Source organism: Alteromonas sp. ABH2_165, assembly GCF_056159945.1.
Window position 1 is genome coordinate 666,391 of sequence record NZ_JBSWWF010000001.1, and the last position, 15,536, is coordinate 681,926.

16 protein-coding genes are annotated in these 15,536 nt (G+C 50.4%); 10 read left to right on the top strand and 6 right to left on the bottom strand.

Translation table 11 applies throughout. The features are described from left to right. Positions 1–46 precede the first annotated feature (46 nt). The 4 genes from ACXAFQ_RS02930 (at position 47) to ACXAFQ_RS02945 (ending at position 4,330) form a co-directional block, all read left to right on the top strand. Positions 47–1,450: an ethanolamine ammonia-lyase subunit EutB gene (locus ACXAFQ_RS02930; RefSeq protein WP_474818078.1), complete on the top strand. Its 1,404-nt coding sequence runs from the start codon at positions 47–49 to the stop codon at positions 1,448–1,450. After that, positions 1,450–2,289 (top strand): ethanolamine ammonia-lyase subunit EutC, encoded by an 840-nt coding sequence (gene eutC / locus ACXAFQ_RS02935; protein ID WP_474818079.1) that lies wholly within the window; start codon positions 1,450–1,452, stop codon positions 2,287–2,289. The genes ACXAFQ_RS02930 and eutC overlap by 1 nt, the downstream gene beginning before the upstream one ends. A gap of 12 nt (positions 2,290–2,301) precedes the next feature. Then, positions 2,302–3,705, top strand: a complete 1,404-nt coding sequence (eat, locus tag ACXAFQ_RS02940) for an ethanolamine permease (protein ID WP_474818080.1) — start codon at positions 2,302–2,304, stop codon at positions 3,703–3,705. A 157-nt stretch (positions 3,706–3,862) separates the two neighbouring features. Next, positions 3,863–4,330 carry an NADAR family protein gene (locus ACXAFQ_RS02945; RefSeq protein ID WP_474818081.1) on the top strand — a complete coding sequence of 156 codons (468 nt, stop codon included), beginning with the start codon at positions 3,863–3,865 and terminating at the stop codon, positions 4,328–4,330. 258 nt (positions 4,331–4,588) lie between these two features. On the opposite strand, the gene ACXAFQ_RS02950 is transcribed toward ACXAFQ_RS02945, so the two are convergent. The 3 genes from ACXAFQ_RS02950 to ACXAFQ_RS02960 all read right to left on the bottom strand — a co-directional run bounded on the left by ACXAFQ_RS02950 (position 4,589) and on the right by ACXAFQ_RS02960 (position 6,265). Continuing rightward, positions 4,589–4,876 (bottom strand): hypothetical protein, encoded by a 288-nt coding sequence (locus ACXAFQ_RS02950; protein ID WP_474818082.1) that lies wholly within the window; start codon positions 4,874–4,876, stop codon positions 4,589–4,591. Positions 4,877–5,036: 160 nt separating this feature from the next. Next, positions 5,037–5,441, bottom strand: coding sequence for a DUF1801 domain-containing protein (locus ACXAFQ_RS02955; protein ID WP_474818083.1), 405 nt, complete (start codon positions 5,439–5,441; stop codon positions 5,037–5,039). 176 nt (positions 5,442–5,617) lie between these two features. After that, complete coding sequence (locus ACXAFQ_RS02960) at positions 5,618–6,265, bottom strand: TetR/AcrR family transcriptional regulator (RefSeq protein WP_474818084.1); 648 nt, start codon at positions 6,263–6,265, stop codon at positions 5,618–5,620. A gap of 142 nt (positions 6,266–6,407) precedes the next feature. On the opposite strand from ACXAFQ_RS02960, the gene ACXAFQ_RS02965 reads away from it, so the two are divergent. Together ACXAFQ_RS02965 and ACXAFQ_RS02970 are read left to right on the top strand one after the other, a co-directional pair. Beyond that, positions 6,408–7,508: an HlyD family secretion protein gene (locus tag ACXAFQ_RS02965; protein WP_474818085.1), complete on the top strand. Its 1,101-nt coding sequence runs from the start codon at positions 6,408–6,410 to the stop codon at positions 7,506–7,508. 12 nt (positions 7,509–7,520) lie between these two features. Further along, positions 7,521–9,068 (top strand): DHA2 family efflux MFS transporter permease subunit, encoded by a 1,548-nt coding sequence (locus tag ACXAFQ_RS02970; protein ID WP_474818086.1) that lies wholly within the window; start codon positions 7,521–7,523, stop codon positions 9,066–9,068. 42 nt (positions 9,069–9,110) lie between these two features. Here the strand turns inward: ACXAFQ_RS02970 and ACXAFQ_RS02975 are convergent, their stop codons facing one another. Both ACXAFQ_RS02975 and bioA read right to left on the bottom strand, forming a co-directional pair. Next, positions 9,111–9,641 carry a DUF2937 family protein gene (locus ACXAFQ_RS02975; RefSeq protein ID WP_474818087.1) on the bottom strand — a complete coding sequence of 177 codons (531 nt, stop codon included), beginning with the start codon at positions 9,639–9,641 and terminating at the stop codon, positions 9,111–9,113. Between the two features lie 9 nt (positions 9,642–9,650). After that, positions 9,651–10,922 carry an adenosylmethionine--8-amino-7-oxononanoate transaminase gene (gene bioA / locus ACXAFQ_RS02980; RefSeq protein ID WP_474818088.1) on the bottom strand — a complete coding sequence of 424 codons (1,272 nt, stop codon included), beginning with the start codon at positions 10,920–10,922 and terminating at the stop codon, positions 9,651–9,653. Between the two features lie 98 nt (positions 10,923–11,020). Here bioA and bioB point away from each other — a divergent pair, with 98 nt between their 5' ends. Genes bioB through bioD form a run of 4 tightly spaced genes read left to right on the top strand, consistent with a single transcriptional unit; the run spans position 11,021 to position 14,843 of the window. Continuing rightward, complete coding sequence (gene bioB, locus ACXAFQ_RS02985) at positions 11,021–12,133, top strand: biotin synthase BioB (RefSeq protein ID WP_474818089.1); 1,113 nt, start codon at positions 11,021–11,023, stop codon at positions 12,131–12,133. Continuing rightward, positions 12,133–13,290 (top strand): aminotransferase class I/II-fold pyridoxal phosphate-dependent enzyme, encoded by a 1,158-nt coding sequence (locus ACXAFQ_RS02990; RefSeq protein WP_474818090.1) that lies wholly within the window; start codon positions 12,133–12,135, stop codon positions 13,288–13,290. Before bioB ends, ACXAFQ_RS02990 begins: the two co-directional genes overlap by 1 nt. After that, positions 13,287–14,165, top strand: a complete 879-nt coding sequence (locus tag ACXAFQ_RS02995) for a methyltransferase domain-containing protein (RefSeq protein ID WP_474818092.1) — start codon at positions 13,287–13,289, stop codon at positions 14,163–14,165. The genes ACXAFQ_RS02990 and ACXAFQ_RS02995 overlap by 4 nt, the downstream gene beginning before the upstream one ends. Next, positions 14,166–14,843 (top strand): dethiobiotin synthase, encoded by a 678-nt coding sequence (gene bioD / locus ACXAFQ_RS03000; RefSeq protein WP_474818093.1) that lies wholly within the window; start codon positions 14,166–14,168, stop codon positions 14,841–14,843. It abuts the gene before it with no gap. On the opposite strand, the gene pepE is transcribed toward bioD, so the two are convergent. After that, positions 14,820–15,536, bottom strand: a complete 717-nt coding sequence (gene pepE / locus ACXAFQ_RS03005; RefSeq protein ID WP_474818094.1) for a dipeptidase PepE — start codon at positions 15,534–15,536, stop codon at positions 14,820–14,822. The two genes, bioD and pepE, sit on opposite strands and share 24 nt — an antisense overlap.

A 15,536-nucleotide genomic window follows, 5' to 3' on the forward strand; every position in this document is an offset into this window, starting at 1 on the left:
ATAATTTTCATTGGTCCATCTTTCGTTACAGTAAGGAGAATATGACGTGTACCGTTATACCCTTGGTGATCATACATTCACCTTCAAAAATCTGGCTGAATTGATGGCAAAAGCCACCCCGGCACGTTCCGGCGATCGACTCGCTGGCGTTATTGCCCGTTCGGCGGAAGAGCGTGTTATTGCTCAGATGTGCCTGGCAGAGGTACCGCTAAAGCAGTTTCTGAACGACGCGCTGGTGCCATATGAAGAAGACGAAGTGACTCGGCTCATCATTGACACTCATGATGCTGAAGCTTTTGCACCGATTTCACACTTGACGGTGGGGGACTTTAGGAACTGGCTGTTAAGCGATGAAGCCACAACAGAAGTGCTGAGCGATGTTCGAGCGGGGATCACGCCGGAAATGGCCGCGGCGGTAAGCAAAATAATGCGCAACCAGGACCTGATACTGGTGGCCAAGAAATGCCGTGTGCTCACGGCGTTTCGTAATCAAATTGGCTTGCCTGGTCATATGTCAACGCGGTTGCAACCCAATCACCCTACCGACGATGTTAACGGTATAGCCGCCTGTATGCTTGATGGCTTACTTTACGGGAATGGTGATGCGGTGATTGGCGTCAATCCGGCCACAGACAATGTGACGCAGGCCATTAAGCTGATGAAACTGATGGATGATGTCATTCAGAGTTATCAAATCCCCACGCAGTCCTGTGTACTTACTCACGTTACTAATACCATTGAGTGTATTGAGCAGGGCGCCCCAGTTGATCTGGTTTTCCAGTCCATTGGTGGAACAGAGGGCACTAACAGCACCTTCGGGTTTAATTTAAATACGCTGGCAGAAGCTCAGCAGGCAGCGCACTCGCTAAACCGTGGCACTCTCGGCAACAACGTGATGTATTTTGAAACCGGGCAGGGAAGTTCACTGTCGGCCGATGCGCATCACGGCCTGGATCAGCAAACCTGCGAAGCACGTGCTTACGCGGTAGCCCGCCATTTTGATCCGCTATTGGTGAATACGGTGGTGGGGTTTATCGGCCCTGAATACCTGTTCGACGGCAAGGAAATCATCCGGGCGGGTCTGGAAGACCATTTCTGCGGCAAGTTACTCGGCGTGCCTATGGGTTGCGACGTGTGTTACACCAATCATGCTGAGGCTGATCAGAACGATATGGATAACCTGCTTACCTTACTGGGTGTCGCGGGATGTCATTTTGTGATGGGTATACCCGGCTCCGACGACATTATGCTGAATTATCAGACTACTTCATTCCACGATGCGCTGTATGCCCGTCGCGTGCTGGGGCTCAAGCCTTCACCACAATTCGCAGAGTGGCTGGAGAAAATGCAGATTATGAAAAATGCCGGTCAGGCAATTCTGGCAGACAGTATGCCAGATGCCTTTCGCCATTCTCTTGCCGCACCTTCACGTAAGTCCGGAGGCCGTTGATGAAAAAGCCTAATTTTATTACTGAGAATCCGTGGCAGCAACTTCGCAGCTTTACTGATGCCCGCATTGGCCTGGGACGCGCAGGTGTGAGCCTGCCTACCGAACAATTACTTGCGTTTCAGCTCTCTCACGCTCAGGCGCGGGATGCAGTGCACTTTCCGCTGGATCTCGATGCCCTTGAGCAAGCATTTATCGATGAGGGATTCGATGCTCCCATCCGCCTGCATTCCCAGGCTGAAGACAGAATGGCCTATTTGCAACGCCCGGATTTAGGGCGATTGCTTAATGAAGATTCGGCTGAGCGATTACGTCAGTGTTTCGACTCACCGGCACCGTCTTTCGATCTTGCATTGGTGGTTGTCGACGGGCTGTCCTCCACCGCGGTGGCGCAGAACACACTACCATTTATTTCTGCGCTGTGTGAGCAGCTGGATAACAGTAAAGACGATTGGACCCTGGCTCCGCTCACCGTTGTTGAACAAGGCCGGGTTGCCATTGGTGATGAGGTCGGTGAACTACTGAACGCCTCTATCGTGTTGGTGCTGGTGGGAGAGCGCCCCGGCCTGAGCTCGCCCGACAGCCTCGGTTTGTACATGACCTGGGGGCCGCGCAAAGGGCTTAACGATGCTATGCGTAACTGTATTTCAAATGTGCGCCCGGCGGGCCTCAAACCGGTAGATGCCGCGCGCAAAGCGTTTTATCTGCTTGATGAATCCAGGCAGCGAAAGCTATCTGGCGTAAAGCTTAAAGATCGCAGCGAGGATGATGTGCTTGAACTTGATTCAACATCCCGTTCATTTCTCATCCGCCCGCTCGAAGACAAATCAGAACAACAATAATTGGGGAACCATATGTCTGAACAACTCAATCAGGAATATCTAGCAAAACGCCAGCTAAAACGAGGCACCGCAGGTTGGATCCTGCTGGCAGGCCTGGGTGTGTCATACGTCATTTCCGGTGATTTTGCAGGTTGGAATTTTGGTATCGCTGAAGCGGGCTGGGGCGGCTTTGCCATTGCCGGCGTGTTGATGGCGTTGATGTATTTTACGCTGGTACTATCGCTGGCAGAAATGTCTGCAGCCATACCTGCCGCGGGTGGCGGTTACAGTTTTGCCCGTCAGGCAATGGGGCCGGTGGGTGGCTACCTTACTGGATTGGCTGTACTTATCGAGTACGCGCTGGCACCGGCCGCTATTGTGATTTTCATTGGTGCAGCGGTAGAGGAGCTACTTGGGTTTAACGGCCCTTGGGTTTACGCCATTTTCTATCTCGCTTTTATTGGTATTCACCTTGCGGGTGTGGGCGAAGCCCTGAAAGTGATGATGGTGATTAGTGGCCTTGCGGTTTTTGCCATCATTGCCACCGGCATCGCACTGGTGGGTAGCTTCGATACGACTAATCTGTTCGATATAGCCGTGACGGGGGCGGCCGGAGCAACGGAATTTATGCCACTTGGATGGTACGGTGTTTGGGCGGCGTTGCCGTTTGCCATGTGGCTGTTTCTGGCGGTAGAAGGGGTACCGCTGGCTGCTGAAGAAGCGAAGAACCCCGCGAAAGATGTTCCTAAGGGCATTATCGGTGCAATGATCTTTCTGCTGTTTACTGCATTACTGGTGGTCTTTCTGTTAGCTGGCGCAGCGGGTGCAGAAGCTATTGGAGGCAGCGCCGTACCGCTGGTCGATGCACTGAAGGCAACTGGAAACAGTACGCTTGCGACTGTGGTTAATGTATTGGGACTGGCGGGACTTATCGCATCGTTTTTCTCGATTATTTATGGTTACAGCCGTCTCGTGTTTGCTTTATCCCGAGCAGGCTACTTACCGCAAAGCCTGTCGGTGACCAGTGAACGCAAAGTGCCGTCGCGAGCATTAATAGTGCCTGGTATATTTGGTTTTCTGGTTTCACTCACCGGCGAGGGAGACTTAATCCTTGCCATGGCGGTTGTTGGCGCAACAGTATCCTATGCACTAATGGCGCTAAGTCATATTTTGCTACGGGTAAAACAGCCTGAATTGGCTCGACCTTACAAAACGCCGGGAGGCATTGTGACGTCGGCTATCGCGCTATTACTTTCCATAGTGGCATTGACCGGGGTGTATGCCTTTGATCCTCGCGCATTTAATTACACGCTCATCCTGTTTGTTGTGGGCAGCCTGTATTTTTTCCTCTACAGCAAAAACCGACTGGTGGCGAAAACACCGGAGGAGGAATTCAACATGCTGGCGCAGGCCGAATCCGACCTAGAGGCATCTTAGGGTATTGCATTAATCTTAATGCTTTCTAAGAGAACGCGATAAAGAACCGGTCAGTACTTTGCGAGTACTGACCGTCTTTTTACTGCTGATTTGAAAATGTTATCCGGGCTGGTTTTCTTTATACTGGTTTTAACTTCTGCATTGTAACGGACTGATTTTGTTTAATACGAATAACGAGATGGAAAGCGCACGTCAGTTTTCCCGTTTTGATTTGGACGACCCACTGTCAACCTGCTCATCACACCCGATTGTACTAGAACAGCAAAACTGGCTGACCTGCGAGCATTATCTCCAGGCTAAGACACTACGAAGCGATAAGCAGGCCATTACCGTAGCGACAATGGCTACTGGCGAGCGTGCTTTCGCGTATGGCAAAGCCTGGTATCGATTTAAAATTGCAGATTACAAAACACTCGCCCCAGTCTTGATGAAGCGCGCACTGTACACCAAGGTACAAATGTACGAAGAGGTGCGGGAGGCGTTAATGGCTTCCGAAGACAAGCTGATCGTGGAAACGTCACAATACGATTATTTCTGGGGAATTGGCCGCGACCAACGAGGATTAAATCACATGGGTAAAGCCTGGATGGATATTCGCGATAAACTTCGAGAGTCTGAAGTATAGCTCGACTTGAAGAAGGTAAAGAAAAAGCGACCAACTCTGTCGTTTCAGTTTGTGTCCCAGCTCGCCCGCGAGCGACTTAAATTTTTTGTTGTACGTTTTTACACTTACTTTCTTCAGAGCTACCGCTTGCTTTCAGCTTGATGCTGGATACTGATGGCTTGCTGTTGGCAATTGCTAAGTATGCCTCTGAAATTAGTAGTGGCCCAGCATCGACTACAGCAGTTTATTGTGTTCTACCAAATTGAACAAAACATCCAATTAACCATGCTTTTTGTTTTTTCTAGCATTAGCCAGTAGAGAAATAGCTAATGCATAGGTAAAAAAGAAAAGTGAGTAACCAATACATAGACCGAAGATTCCAGCGATATTGCTTTCAGCCGAAATGTTATAAATCAAATAAACAGATATTGGCAATGCATAAGCCGTAGATTGCATATTTTTTGTGTAAGAGACCAGTTTATTTTGTATGTAAGGTACTGCTGATACCACAATAGGAATAAGCAACAACCCAGCGAACAAAATATCCATTTTAATGCCTGAGTTCATAATAAAATCCATTTAAAAATAAGAGCATAACGCGGCGTTAAGGGGCAGCAACGCGCTACCACCAAACCTCAATTTACCACTTTAAACACAATTGCCAAGATTTAAGCCAAAGTTGCCACGCGTTGACTGTCCCTCTTGAACGCTTTGTAATGTGAATTTTTCACACGCCCAAAAGAGGCAAATGTTTACGCTGCTGATAGGTTAAAGCTAACTCTAAACAGGACTTGATTGCTGCTTCTGGTAACACTTGCGATAACGACAGAACTATTGCTCGGTTTCCCTGAAACACTAGTTCTTCACCATGCAATTCTCTAAATGTATCGACTAACTTAGTTTGGCAATTAAAGAACAGGTAATAATTATTAGGAGATTTCAGCTTCCAGTCCATTCTTAGCGGACTGCCTGTTTTTACACTATAGCTGGGTTCACCCCACTTTAGAGTTTCATCGACTTCACCCAGATCCAAATCAGATGCGATTTGAAAGACTATATTTCTTAGCTCCTCTAGCCTAAAACGAGCATTTTCCGGATATTCAGCGAAGCGTTCTTTGACTACCTTGTTCACTGGAACCTCCTGTTCACATAACATCTTCTTATAGAGAATTCACAGTAACACGTAGTCTTACTCATCCTTGAATTCCCGACATGATTATCTGGATAACTATACCTCACACATGATTATGTGCCAGTTTCCGATATTTTATTTGAGTGTTTCTGTAATTTACTCCTTTCAACCGTAATTCACTTATCAGCCCTACACCCATTCAAAAACAACGATACTGCGCTTTCAACGTAGTGGGCTTTTTCATCTTCAGACAAAATAACTTCTTCACCCAGCACCGAGCGCAGGTGCATAGTGCCCTTGAACAAACTGACAAGCTGTTCTGCCGCAATTTTACAGTCGTTAATTTCCAGATAACCGCGCTGGTTCAACTTTCTTAGATAATCTTCAACCCGGCGCAAGTTTCGCTCTGGCGCGGTCTGCATGAAAATTTCTCTCAGTTGGGGGTATCGGGCTGATTCTGAAATCAAAAGCCGGTGAATCGCACCGACATAAGGCGAGGTGAGAACATTAATAAACGCGATGCCCAGTGCATTGAGTACCTTTTCAGGCTCTTGATCGTCGGCATCAAGTGGTAATACCGAGTCAGTTAAATTTTCCGTTGCCCGTTCAATGATGGCTTTAAATAAGCCTTCTTTATTTCCGAACATTCTATAGAGGGTGGCTAGGGAACCGCCTGCCTTCGACATAATTTCCTGCAGGCTGGTGGCTTCATAACCGTTCTCAATGAAGGAGGCTTCCGCTGCGTCCAGAATTTTATTCCGGCGCTGTAGCCCTTTTTCCCGGGGCGTGTAGGAGTCGTCAGGCAAGTTTTCTGATTTTGGCATAACTGCTATGGAATACCTTTATTAATTTCGAAACGGGAGTCTATCAAATAAGTAATCAACGACCTATCACCGAAGTCTGGTCGCCAATAAAAATGTAGTGTAATATACGTTACACTTTTTAATTGCAGATGTAGAGAAGAAAATGCCGTCAGTTAAAACACTCATTTTGTCACTTGCCGGGTTAATCGCCGTTTCGTTTATCGCAAACGAAGCGTGGTACTGGTATGAAGACGGACGCTTTATCGAGGAAACTGATAATGCTTACGTTAAGGCTGACAGCATCGCCATTCGTCCGGAAATATCGGCGCGCATAAAAGCTGTGTTGGTACATGAAAACCAGCACGTAAAAGCGGGAACCGTGATGATCCAGTTAGATGAAGGGGATTATCTGGCGCAGGTAAGTGAAGCGGAGGCGCAGCTAGCAGTGGGGCGTGCGGCAATTGCGAATGCGAAAGCCCAGATAAACCTGCAGGACAAAACCATTGCAGAAGCACAGGCCAGTATCGATGCGGCCAACGCTGAACTGAATCGCAGCGAGTTGGAACTGAACCGGTTTAAAGTGCTGGAGAAGCAATCGTTTGATTCCAGACAGCAGGTACAGAATGCGGAAGCTGCCATGTTGGTGGCAAAAGCACAGGTCGATCAGGCCATTGCCAGCAAAGCGGCAGCAGAGCAAATGATTGACGTGTTGAATGTGCAGTTTGATAGCGCAAAGGCGCAGCTGAATGTGCTTGTGGCACAGCGAGACTATGCACGTAATCAGTTGGAGAAAACCCGTATTGTGGCACCGGTTGACGGCATTGTTGGCAATCTCGGCGCCCGGGTTGGCAGTGCGGCGCAGCCTGCCCAAACTTTACTTTATGTGGTTCCGCTGCCGGACGTCTACGTGGTTGCCAATTTTAAAGAAACACAAATCGGTAATATGTCAGCAGGACAGCCCGTTACCTTGCACGTAGATGCTGCGCCAGATATTCAGTTTACCGGTGTTGTTGAATCCCTCGCGCCAGCGTCGGGCACAGAATTCAGTTTGTTACCTGCTGATAACGCCACCGGCAATTTCAATAAGATTGTTCAGCGCGTGCCGGTACGTATACGTGTGACCGGGCCAGAAGCATCGTTGCCATTGCTACGCCCCGGATTATCAGTGGTACCAGGGGTAGATACCCGGACATTTCACAAGCAAATTTCCTATTTGACGGAAAGTGATACACCTTACAACAGTTCGCTTACCTCATTGCAGTAACAGAGCGGATTTATGTCTACACAACAGGATTTGCCAGATTTTAAACATCGGCTCGGATTCTTTGCTGCCATTCTCGGCATGTTTATGGCCATTCTCGATATTCAGATTGTGGCCAGTTCGCTGAATGAAATTCAGGCTGGCGTGTCGGCCACGCCAGATGAAATTTCCTGGGTACAAACCGCGTATCTCATTGCCGAAGTGGTAATGATCCCGCTTAGCGGCATGCTCACCCGTTGGCTTTCAACCCGGCTTACCTTTGTGATCAGCTGTAGCGCTTTTACATTGGCAAGCCTGGGGTGCGCCATGGCACAAACTATCGATCAGTTGATTGTGCTACGCGCGATTCAGGGGTTTGTTGGTGGTGCTATGATCCCCATTGCCTATGCGTTGAGTTTTCGCCTGTGGCCGCCACGGATGATGGGAGTGATACAGGCGCTCATCGGCATGATTGCTACTACCGCGCCGTCTATTGGTCCGACTCTGGGGGGTTACATTACTATCTCGCTCAGTTGGCACTGGCTATTCCTGATGAATATCGTTCCCGGTATCGTGGCGGCGGTGCTGGTGTGGATGTATCTTGATATCGACAAACCGGATTTCTCGTTGTTTAAAAAGATAGATTTCATGGGGCTCGGTTTTATGGCGCTGTTTCTGGGCTCGCTGGAATTTGTCCTTGAAGAAGGACCGGGTGAAGACTGGTTTGCTAGCCATGAAATTATCTTTATGAGCACGCTATGTGTGTTGGGAGCCATCGCATTTTTCTGGCGTACCCTCACGGTAGAGATGCCCATCGTTGACCTTAAAGTATTCCGTAATCGTAACTTTGCCCTTGGCACCTGGTTGGGCTTTTTGGTTGGGGTGGCGCTGTATGGTCTGGTTTATCTGATGCCCATGTTTTTCGGTACGGTGCGACAGTTTAATAGCCTTCAAATTGGCGAAATTATGTTTGTCACCGGGGCGACCATGTTCCTCAGCGCGCCGGTTATGGGTAAGCTGTCTGATAAAATTGACCCAAGGCTACTGTTAACTTATGGCCTGTTTATGGTCGGCCTGGGCGCTATACTCAACAGCACACTAACGGCGGATGCGGGCTTTGATGCTTTCTTCTTGCCGCAAATTGTGCGCGGTGCCGGTTTACTGGTGTGCATATTAACGGTGACACGTATCGCCATGGGAACACTTCCGCAGCATGAAATCAGCAATGCGTCTGGGTTGTTCAACGTAATGCGAAATCTTGGTGGTGCGGTAGGGTTGGCAACCATGGATACCATCCGCGATGTTCGCTTCGATTATCATTGGGAGCAGTTGATTGGTGCCATAAACTCTACACGGGACGTGGTGGTCGATACACTTTATCAGTCTCAAATGCAGTTTACCGGCATGGTAAGCGATCCTGCGGCGGCTGCGGTTAAACAACTGGCACAGCGGGTTTCAACACAGGCTTATGTGTTGTCGTTTAACGACCTGTTTCTGTGGTTAGGCATTGTTTATATTCTGGCAATTCCACTGATGTTATTTATTCGGAAACCTGCACCGGGTAAAGCGCCTGCTGAGCATTAACAACGAAGTTGAAAAGTAAGCCTGATTTTCAGGCTTACGCTTTTACCCAAACCTGACCCGCTGCTTCCTATCCCGATACCAGTGATAACCATGGCGGCAGGCCCAGAAGGGACAAATGACCAGCAGGTTAATCAAAATCGCAGTAGCCAGACTAAACACAATGGCGGTTGGGGTAAGCGGTATAGACGGGGCGAAATTATCTAGCACCCGAACAAGGGTGTCCTGACGGCTAGGCGCAAACATGTAGCTGGCCTGCTGGAAATAATTGCCGTTGTTCAGTTTGGTGAGGCCTTCATCGGCTTCCGCCAGTCGTACCAATAAATCGGATTTATTGGCGGCATCTTCCCGTACTACTGCGTCGGCATTCTGTTTCAAACTGTCAATCAGCGCGTCTACCGATGGGTAGTTGAACTGTCTGGCAAGAACTTCTAATTCAGCTACCTGCTCACGGGTGGCATCGAAGTATCCGGCGAGGTACTGACGGTAGTGATCGGCAAGAATAGGCACCTGCAGCGCGGCAATAAACAGCGCTGCAAATAATAACTTGTCGATAACCCGTGCCAGTACATGCATAGTTTGTCCTTACAGGCTGGCGAGAGTGTCATATATGCCGTCGGTCAGCCGCTTTAATTGAGATTCACTGATTATGTACGGTGGCATGATGTAAACCAGTTTACCGAAGGGGCGGATCCAGATCCCTTTTTCGACGAATGACTTCTGCAGATGCGCCATGTTTACCGGCTGTTTGGTTTCCACCACGCCGATGGCACCCAGCACGCGCACATCTGCCACGGCGGGTAGTTCCTTACAACGAGGAAGGCTGGCTTGCAGTTGCTTTTCGATACCAGCAACCTGTTGTTGCCAGTGTCCTTCATTGATCAACGTCAGGCTGGCATTCGCTACCGCACAGGCCAGCGGGTTACCCATGTAAGTGGGCCCGTGCATGAACACGCCCGGTTCACCCTGACATACGCCCTGTGCAACATCTTCTGAGCACATTGTGGCCGCCAGCGTCATATAACCGCCAGTGAGCGCTTTGCCCACGCACATGATATCCGGGCTGATATGGGCATGGTCGCAGCCGAACAATTTGCCGGTGCGGCCAAACCCGGTGGCAATTTCATCGCAGATCAGAAGCACATCGTAAGCATCGCAGAGTTGTCGGCAGCGCTTGAGGTATTCGGGATGATAAATACGCATGCCGCCTGCACCCTGAACAACAGGTTCAATAATCAGCGCGGCGAGTTCATGATGATGACGCTCAAACAATTCCTGCAGCGGCAGAATGTCGTCTTCACTAAAGGTTTGATCGAAACGGGTTTGCGGAGCCGGGGCGAATACCTGTTTACTCAGCACACCGGAGAATAAACTGTGCATGCCGTTTACCGGATCGCACACCGACATGGCAGCAAAGGTATCGCCATGATAGCCATTACGCGGCGTAAGAATGCGGTGTTTTTCTGGACGACCCTGACAGGCCCAGTATTGCAGGGCCATTTTAAGCGCCACCTCTACCGACACTGAGCCTGAATCAGCGAGAAACACCCGATTCATACCATCCGGTGCCATATCCAGTAATTGCCGGCACAAAGACACCGCCGGGTCGTGGGTGAGACCCCCAAACATGACATGGGAGAATTTGTCGATTTGCGCTTTGGCAGCGTCATTCAATGCTGGGTGGTTATAACCATGAATGGCAGCCCACCAGCTCGACATGCCATCGATTAACGTCTCGCCGCTGGCAAGCTGGATTTCCACCCCGCTAGCGCCGGTCACTTCAAAGCAGGGGAGTGGGGAGATGGCAGAGGTATAAGGGTGCCAGACATGCTGGCGATCAAATTCAATATTGCTCAAAATGTAGCCGTTAGTAAAGGTTTGAAGATGGTCAGAGTTGACAACTCGATTGCTGCGAATAGACTAAGCCAGCATTTCTCATTAGTAAAGGATAGGGCATGGCCATCGCGTCGACCGCACCACACACTCAGACAGACATTCGCCACGATTGGACCCGTAAGGAAGTTCTGGCACTTTTCGCATTACCATTTAATGATCTGCTGTTTAAAGCCCAGACCGTACATCGTCAGCATTTCGATCCGAACGAGGTTCAGGTGAGCACGCTGCTATCGATTAAAACCGGCGCGTGCCCGGAAGACTGTAAATACTGCCCGCAAAGCGCACGCTATGATACCGGTCTGGAGAAAGAACGTCTGCTCGAAATTGAAAAAGTTATCGAGCGCGCCAAAGAGGCCAAAGCCACTGGCTCCACGCGTTTCTGTATGGGTGCAGCTTGGCGTAACCCTCGCGACCGCGATATGCCGTATGTAACCCAGATGGTGTCTGAGGTGAAAAAGCTTGGGCTGGAAACATGTATGACATTGGGCATGCTTACCCGTGAGCAGGCCATCGCACTGAAGCAGGCAGGTCTGGATTACTACAACCACAACCTGGATACCTCGCCGGAATTCTATGGCGACATCATTACCACACGCACCTACGACGACCGCTTAAATACGCTGCAGAATGTGCGCGATGCCGGTATGAACGTATGTTCTGGTGGCATTGTTGGCATGGGCGAGTCTGCCGACGATCGTGCAAGCCTGCTGATGCAACTGGCTAATTTGCCAGAACAGCCGCAAAGTGTACCTATTAATATGCTGGTGAAAGTAGAAGGTACACCGCTGGATAAAGTGGACGACTTAGAGCCGTTCGAATTTATCCGCACCATCGCTGTAGCGCGGATCATGATGCCAGCGTCACACGTACGTTTGTCTGCCGGTCGTGAGAATATGAATGAGCAAATGCAGGCCCTGTGCTTTATGGCCGGTGCAAACTCAATTTTCTATGGCTGTAAACTGCTGACCACTTCAAACCCGGATACCCACGAAGACGTACTCTTGTTCCGTAAGCTGGGTATTAATGCCGAGCGTACCCGCGAATTCTCTGATGAAGCCCATGAACAGGCACTTCAGGAAGAGATCGCATCGCAGTCGGCACCGGCAGATTTATTCTATGATGCCACTGCACCGAAGACCGCAGCGAAAACCCCGGCAGCCACGGAGGCCTGATGGCATTTGAATATATTGATACCGCGCTGAAAGAGAAGCAGGAAGCGGGGTATCTGCGTCGTCGTCATATTGTTGAATATGAAAAAGACGGCGTGATTTGCGTGAACGGTGAGCACTACTTGAACTTCGCCAGCAACGACTACCTTGGCATGCGCCAGCACCCCGGCGTGCTGCAAAGCTGGGTAGAAGGACTGGCGCAGTTTGGTGGTGGCAGCGGTGCATCGCCGCTGGTCACCGGTTACACTCAGGCCCATTCGGCGCTGGAAGGTTATCTGGAAGAGCATCTGCAGCGCGAAGCGGTGTTATTGTTTAATTCCGGTTTTGCGGCGAACCAGGCGATTTGCCAGGCCCTTTTTTCGAATGGCGGAAACGCTATTGCCGACAAATACATGCACGCATCCTTCATTGATGGCGTACTGGCAAGCAAGGCGTCTTTCAAACGTTTTCGTCATAACGACACTGCGCACCTTCAAGTGCTGATGGATGGCTGCGAGGGCGATACCCTGATCGCCAGCGAGGGGGTTTTCAGCATGGACGGTGACAGTGCGCCAGTGGACACGCTGGTAAAACAGTGTGCTGACAAAGGCGCTTGGCTGATGCTGGACGATGCACACGGTTTCGGCGTGCTGGGGGAAAATGGTTTCGGCACAGCAGAACTTCACCAGTTATCCCAACAGGATGTGCCTGTGCTCATGGGCACCTTCGGTAAAGCCGTTGGTACGGCGGGCGCGTTTGTGGCCGGCAGTCAGGCGTTTATCGATTATCTGGTAAATACCGCTCGACACTATATTTATTCCACGGCAATGCCGGCTTCTCAGGCTATTGCGACCTTGTATTCACTAACCGTAGTCGCTGGCGGCGAAGAGCGAAGCAGACTGTCAGACAACATTGCGCATTTCCGCACCGTGGCGGCAAAGCAGGGGCTAACCCTGACTGAATCGCAAAGCGCCATACAGCCGGTAATTTGCGGCGACCCACACAAAGCGTTGGCATTGTCTGATGCGTTAAAACAGCGTGGCATTTGGGTGCCTGCCATTCGATATCCCACCGTGCCGAAAGGGTCCGACCGTTTGCGCATTACGCTTAGTGCTTCGCACAGTGAAAAAGACATTGATGTGCTGGTGGATGCGTTGATGCTGGCCATGGAGTCGGTGTGAGCAGTCAACATGTTGTCGCCACGCATTTGGACAAGCACGTTGAAATGCAAACGGGTATTGAAAAGCAGGCCATTGCTACCCGGTTCAGTCGTGCCGCGTCTACATACAATGATGTTGCAGATATTCAGGCGCAGATTGCTCGTGATGCCCGTGAAGCCTTACTTTTGCAACTAGCAGACACCAGCCGAAATTCCCCTGATGTTGGCAGCGTTCTTGATGCTCATTGCGTCCTTGACAGCGGCTGCGTCCTCGACATTGGCTGTGGCACTGGCCGTGAGAGCGCGCGATTGGCGGCGAGCGGTTTAGCGGTAACCGGCCTTGATATCGCCCCCGCTATGCTTGAAAAAGCCCGCCAGGATTATCCCACCATTATGTTTTGTGAAGGCGATGCTGATGCGTTGCCTTTTGAAGCCGGTGAGTTTGGCGGCGTGTTTTCTTCCATGGCATTACAGTGGAGCGAGTCACCACAACAGGCTATTTCCGAAGTGGTAAGAGTGCTGAGATCCGGTGGTCGTAGCCAACTTGCTATTATGGTGGCGGGTTCGTTTCAAGAGCTGGCACAAGCGCGTAGCGATACTGGATTAACCGCCAGCGTCAATACACTGCCCAGTGCGCTGGTGTGGGAAAAAGCCGCGGGGCTGGCAGGACTCAGAACGGTACATTCTGAAGTGACAACCTACACAGATTGCTTCGATGATATTCGCGCGCTGCTGCGGTCCATCACCAAAGCTGGTGCAGGACTATCTCTGAATACCCGCGACACTTCTCCAATGACCCGCGCTCAGTTGCAAGCGCTGGATGCTGCTTTTTCAAGAAATGCCGACGGCCAGCTTTCACTGACCTATCACGTTCTTCATCTTTCTCTGGAAAAATAAATGACCACGTCTTATTTCATTACCGGCACAGATACTGAGGTCGGTAAAACCTTTGTGTCTTCATTGTTACTGAAGGCCGCTGCCGAAGCGGGTTTACAATCTGTCGGCTACAAGCCCGTGTCTGCTGGCTGTGAGTGGGTGGATGGCGAAATGAGCAACGAAGATGCGCGCTCGCTGCATGCCGCTTCGTCACTGCCGGTTTCGCTTAACGAAGTGAATCCCATTGCGCTACTGCCACCCATCGCACCACATATTGCTGCGGCTCAGGTTGACCAAACGATTACCTCGGAAGCCCTGATTGCTGGATTTACCCATTTACAAGATAAACAACCGGATTTTCTGCTCATGGAAGGTGCGGGCGGCTGGCGCTTACCTCTTGGCAATGATTTGTGGATGCCTGATGTGGTGAAATCTCTAAAGCTGGATGTGATTGTGGTGGTGGGGATGCGTCTTGGTTGTTTAAACCATGCCATGCTTACCTGCGAAGCGATTCAGCACGATGGACTCAACATCAGTGGCTGGATAGCCAATCAGCTGAGCCCAGACATGCCGGTGTACCAGGAAAATCTGGCGACCCTCAAAGCCGCTATGCCAGCACCTATGCTGGCAGAAATCCCTTACGGTGCCGGTGACGACACCGTAGCGGTATTACACTCACTGGTGCATGAACTGAGATAAATCGTCACCGTCATTAATCGGGGTTTTATCTTTATCAACAAAGACAAAGCCACCGTGCTCACCTTTAAACATCAGCTTGCCGCCTGACAACACCAGCGCGGTGCCTTCACGGATCGCCAGTACCGGCGTATCAGGATTCAGCGTGGTGAATTCCGCCAGTCGTTGATCACGGGTTTCACCGTTAAAGCCCGGCGGATGATAATCGGAATAGTGCGGATTCAACTGGCAGGGAAGTAATGCTAGTGCATTGAAGGACGGCGGTTCAATAATGGGCATATCGTTGGTCGTGCGAATAGTGGCCCCGCAAATGTTCGAACCGGCACTCCAGCCAATATACGGTGTGCCCGCGTTAATGGCCGTACAAATGGTTTCAATCAGGCCATAGCGATACAGACAGCTCAGCAGATTAAAGGTGTTACCGCCTCCCACCAGAATCGCCGTGCGGTTTTTCTGCGCTTCCATCACTGCCTGTTCTGGGTGATCAAAGGTATGTAGGCCGGTCACGTTAAAGTCTGGCAGCGCCGCCTGCACCTTATCGGTGTATTCATCAAAGCTCATGGTCACACCGGCATACGGAACGAACAGTACGTCGCGGATATCACCTAAGTGTTCAAGCATCAACGGTTTGGCGTGCTCAAGGTATTCTTCATTCCCTACCCGGGAACTGCTCAGCATTAGTACATGGGCAGACAT

Coding starts and splice junctions, on each gene's coding strand:
- eutC (WP_474818079.1), top strand. CDS start 1,450: ATGAAAAAGCCTAATTTTATTACTGAGAATCCGTGGCAGCAACTTCGC.
- eat (WP_474818080.1), top strand. CDS start 2,302: ATGTCTGAACAACTCAATCAGGAATATCTAGCAAAACGCCAGCTAAAA.
- ACXAFQ_RS02950 (WP_474818082.1), bottom strand. CDS start 4,876: ATGAACTCAGGCATTAAAATGGATATTTTGTTCGCTGGGTTGTTGCTT.
- ACXAFQ_RS02960 (WP_474818084.1), bottom strand. CDS start 6,265: ATGCCAAAATCAGAAAACTTGCCTGACGACTCCTACACGCCCCGGGAA.
- ACXAFQ_RS02965 (WP_474818085.1), top strand. CDS start 6,408: ATGCCGTCAGTTAAAACACTCATTTTGTCACTTGCCGGGTTAATCGCC.
- ACXAFQ_RS02970 (WP_474818086.1), top strand. CDS start 7,521: ATGTCTACACAACAGGATTTGCCAGATTTTAAACATCGGCTCGGATTC.
- ACXAFQ_RS02975 (WP_474818087.1), bottom strand. CDS start 9,641: ATGCATGTACTGGCACGGGTTATCGACAAGTTATTATTTGCAGCGCTG.
- bioB (WP_474818089.1), top strand. CDS start 11,021: ATGGCCATCGCGTCGACCGCACCACACACTCAGACAGACATTCGCCAC.
- ACXAFQ_RS02990 (WP_474818090.1), top strand. CDS start 12,133: ATGGCATTTGAATATATTGATACCGCGCTGAAAGAGAAGCAGGAAGCG.
- bioD (WP_474818093.1), top strand. CDS start 14,166: ATGACCACGTCTTATTTCATTACCGGCACAGATACTGAGGTCGGTAAA.
- pepE (WP_474818094.1), bottom strand. CDS start 15,536: ATGTCTGCCCATGTACTAATGCTGAGCAGTTCCCGGGTAGGGAATGAA.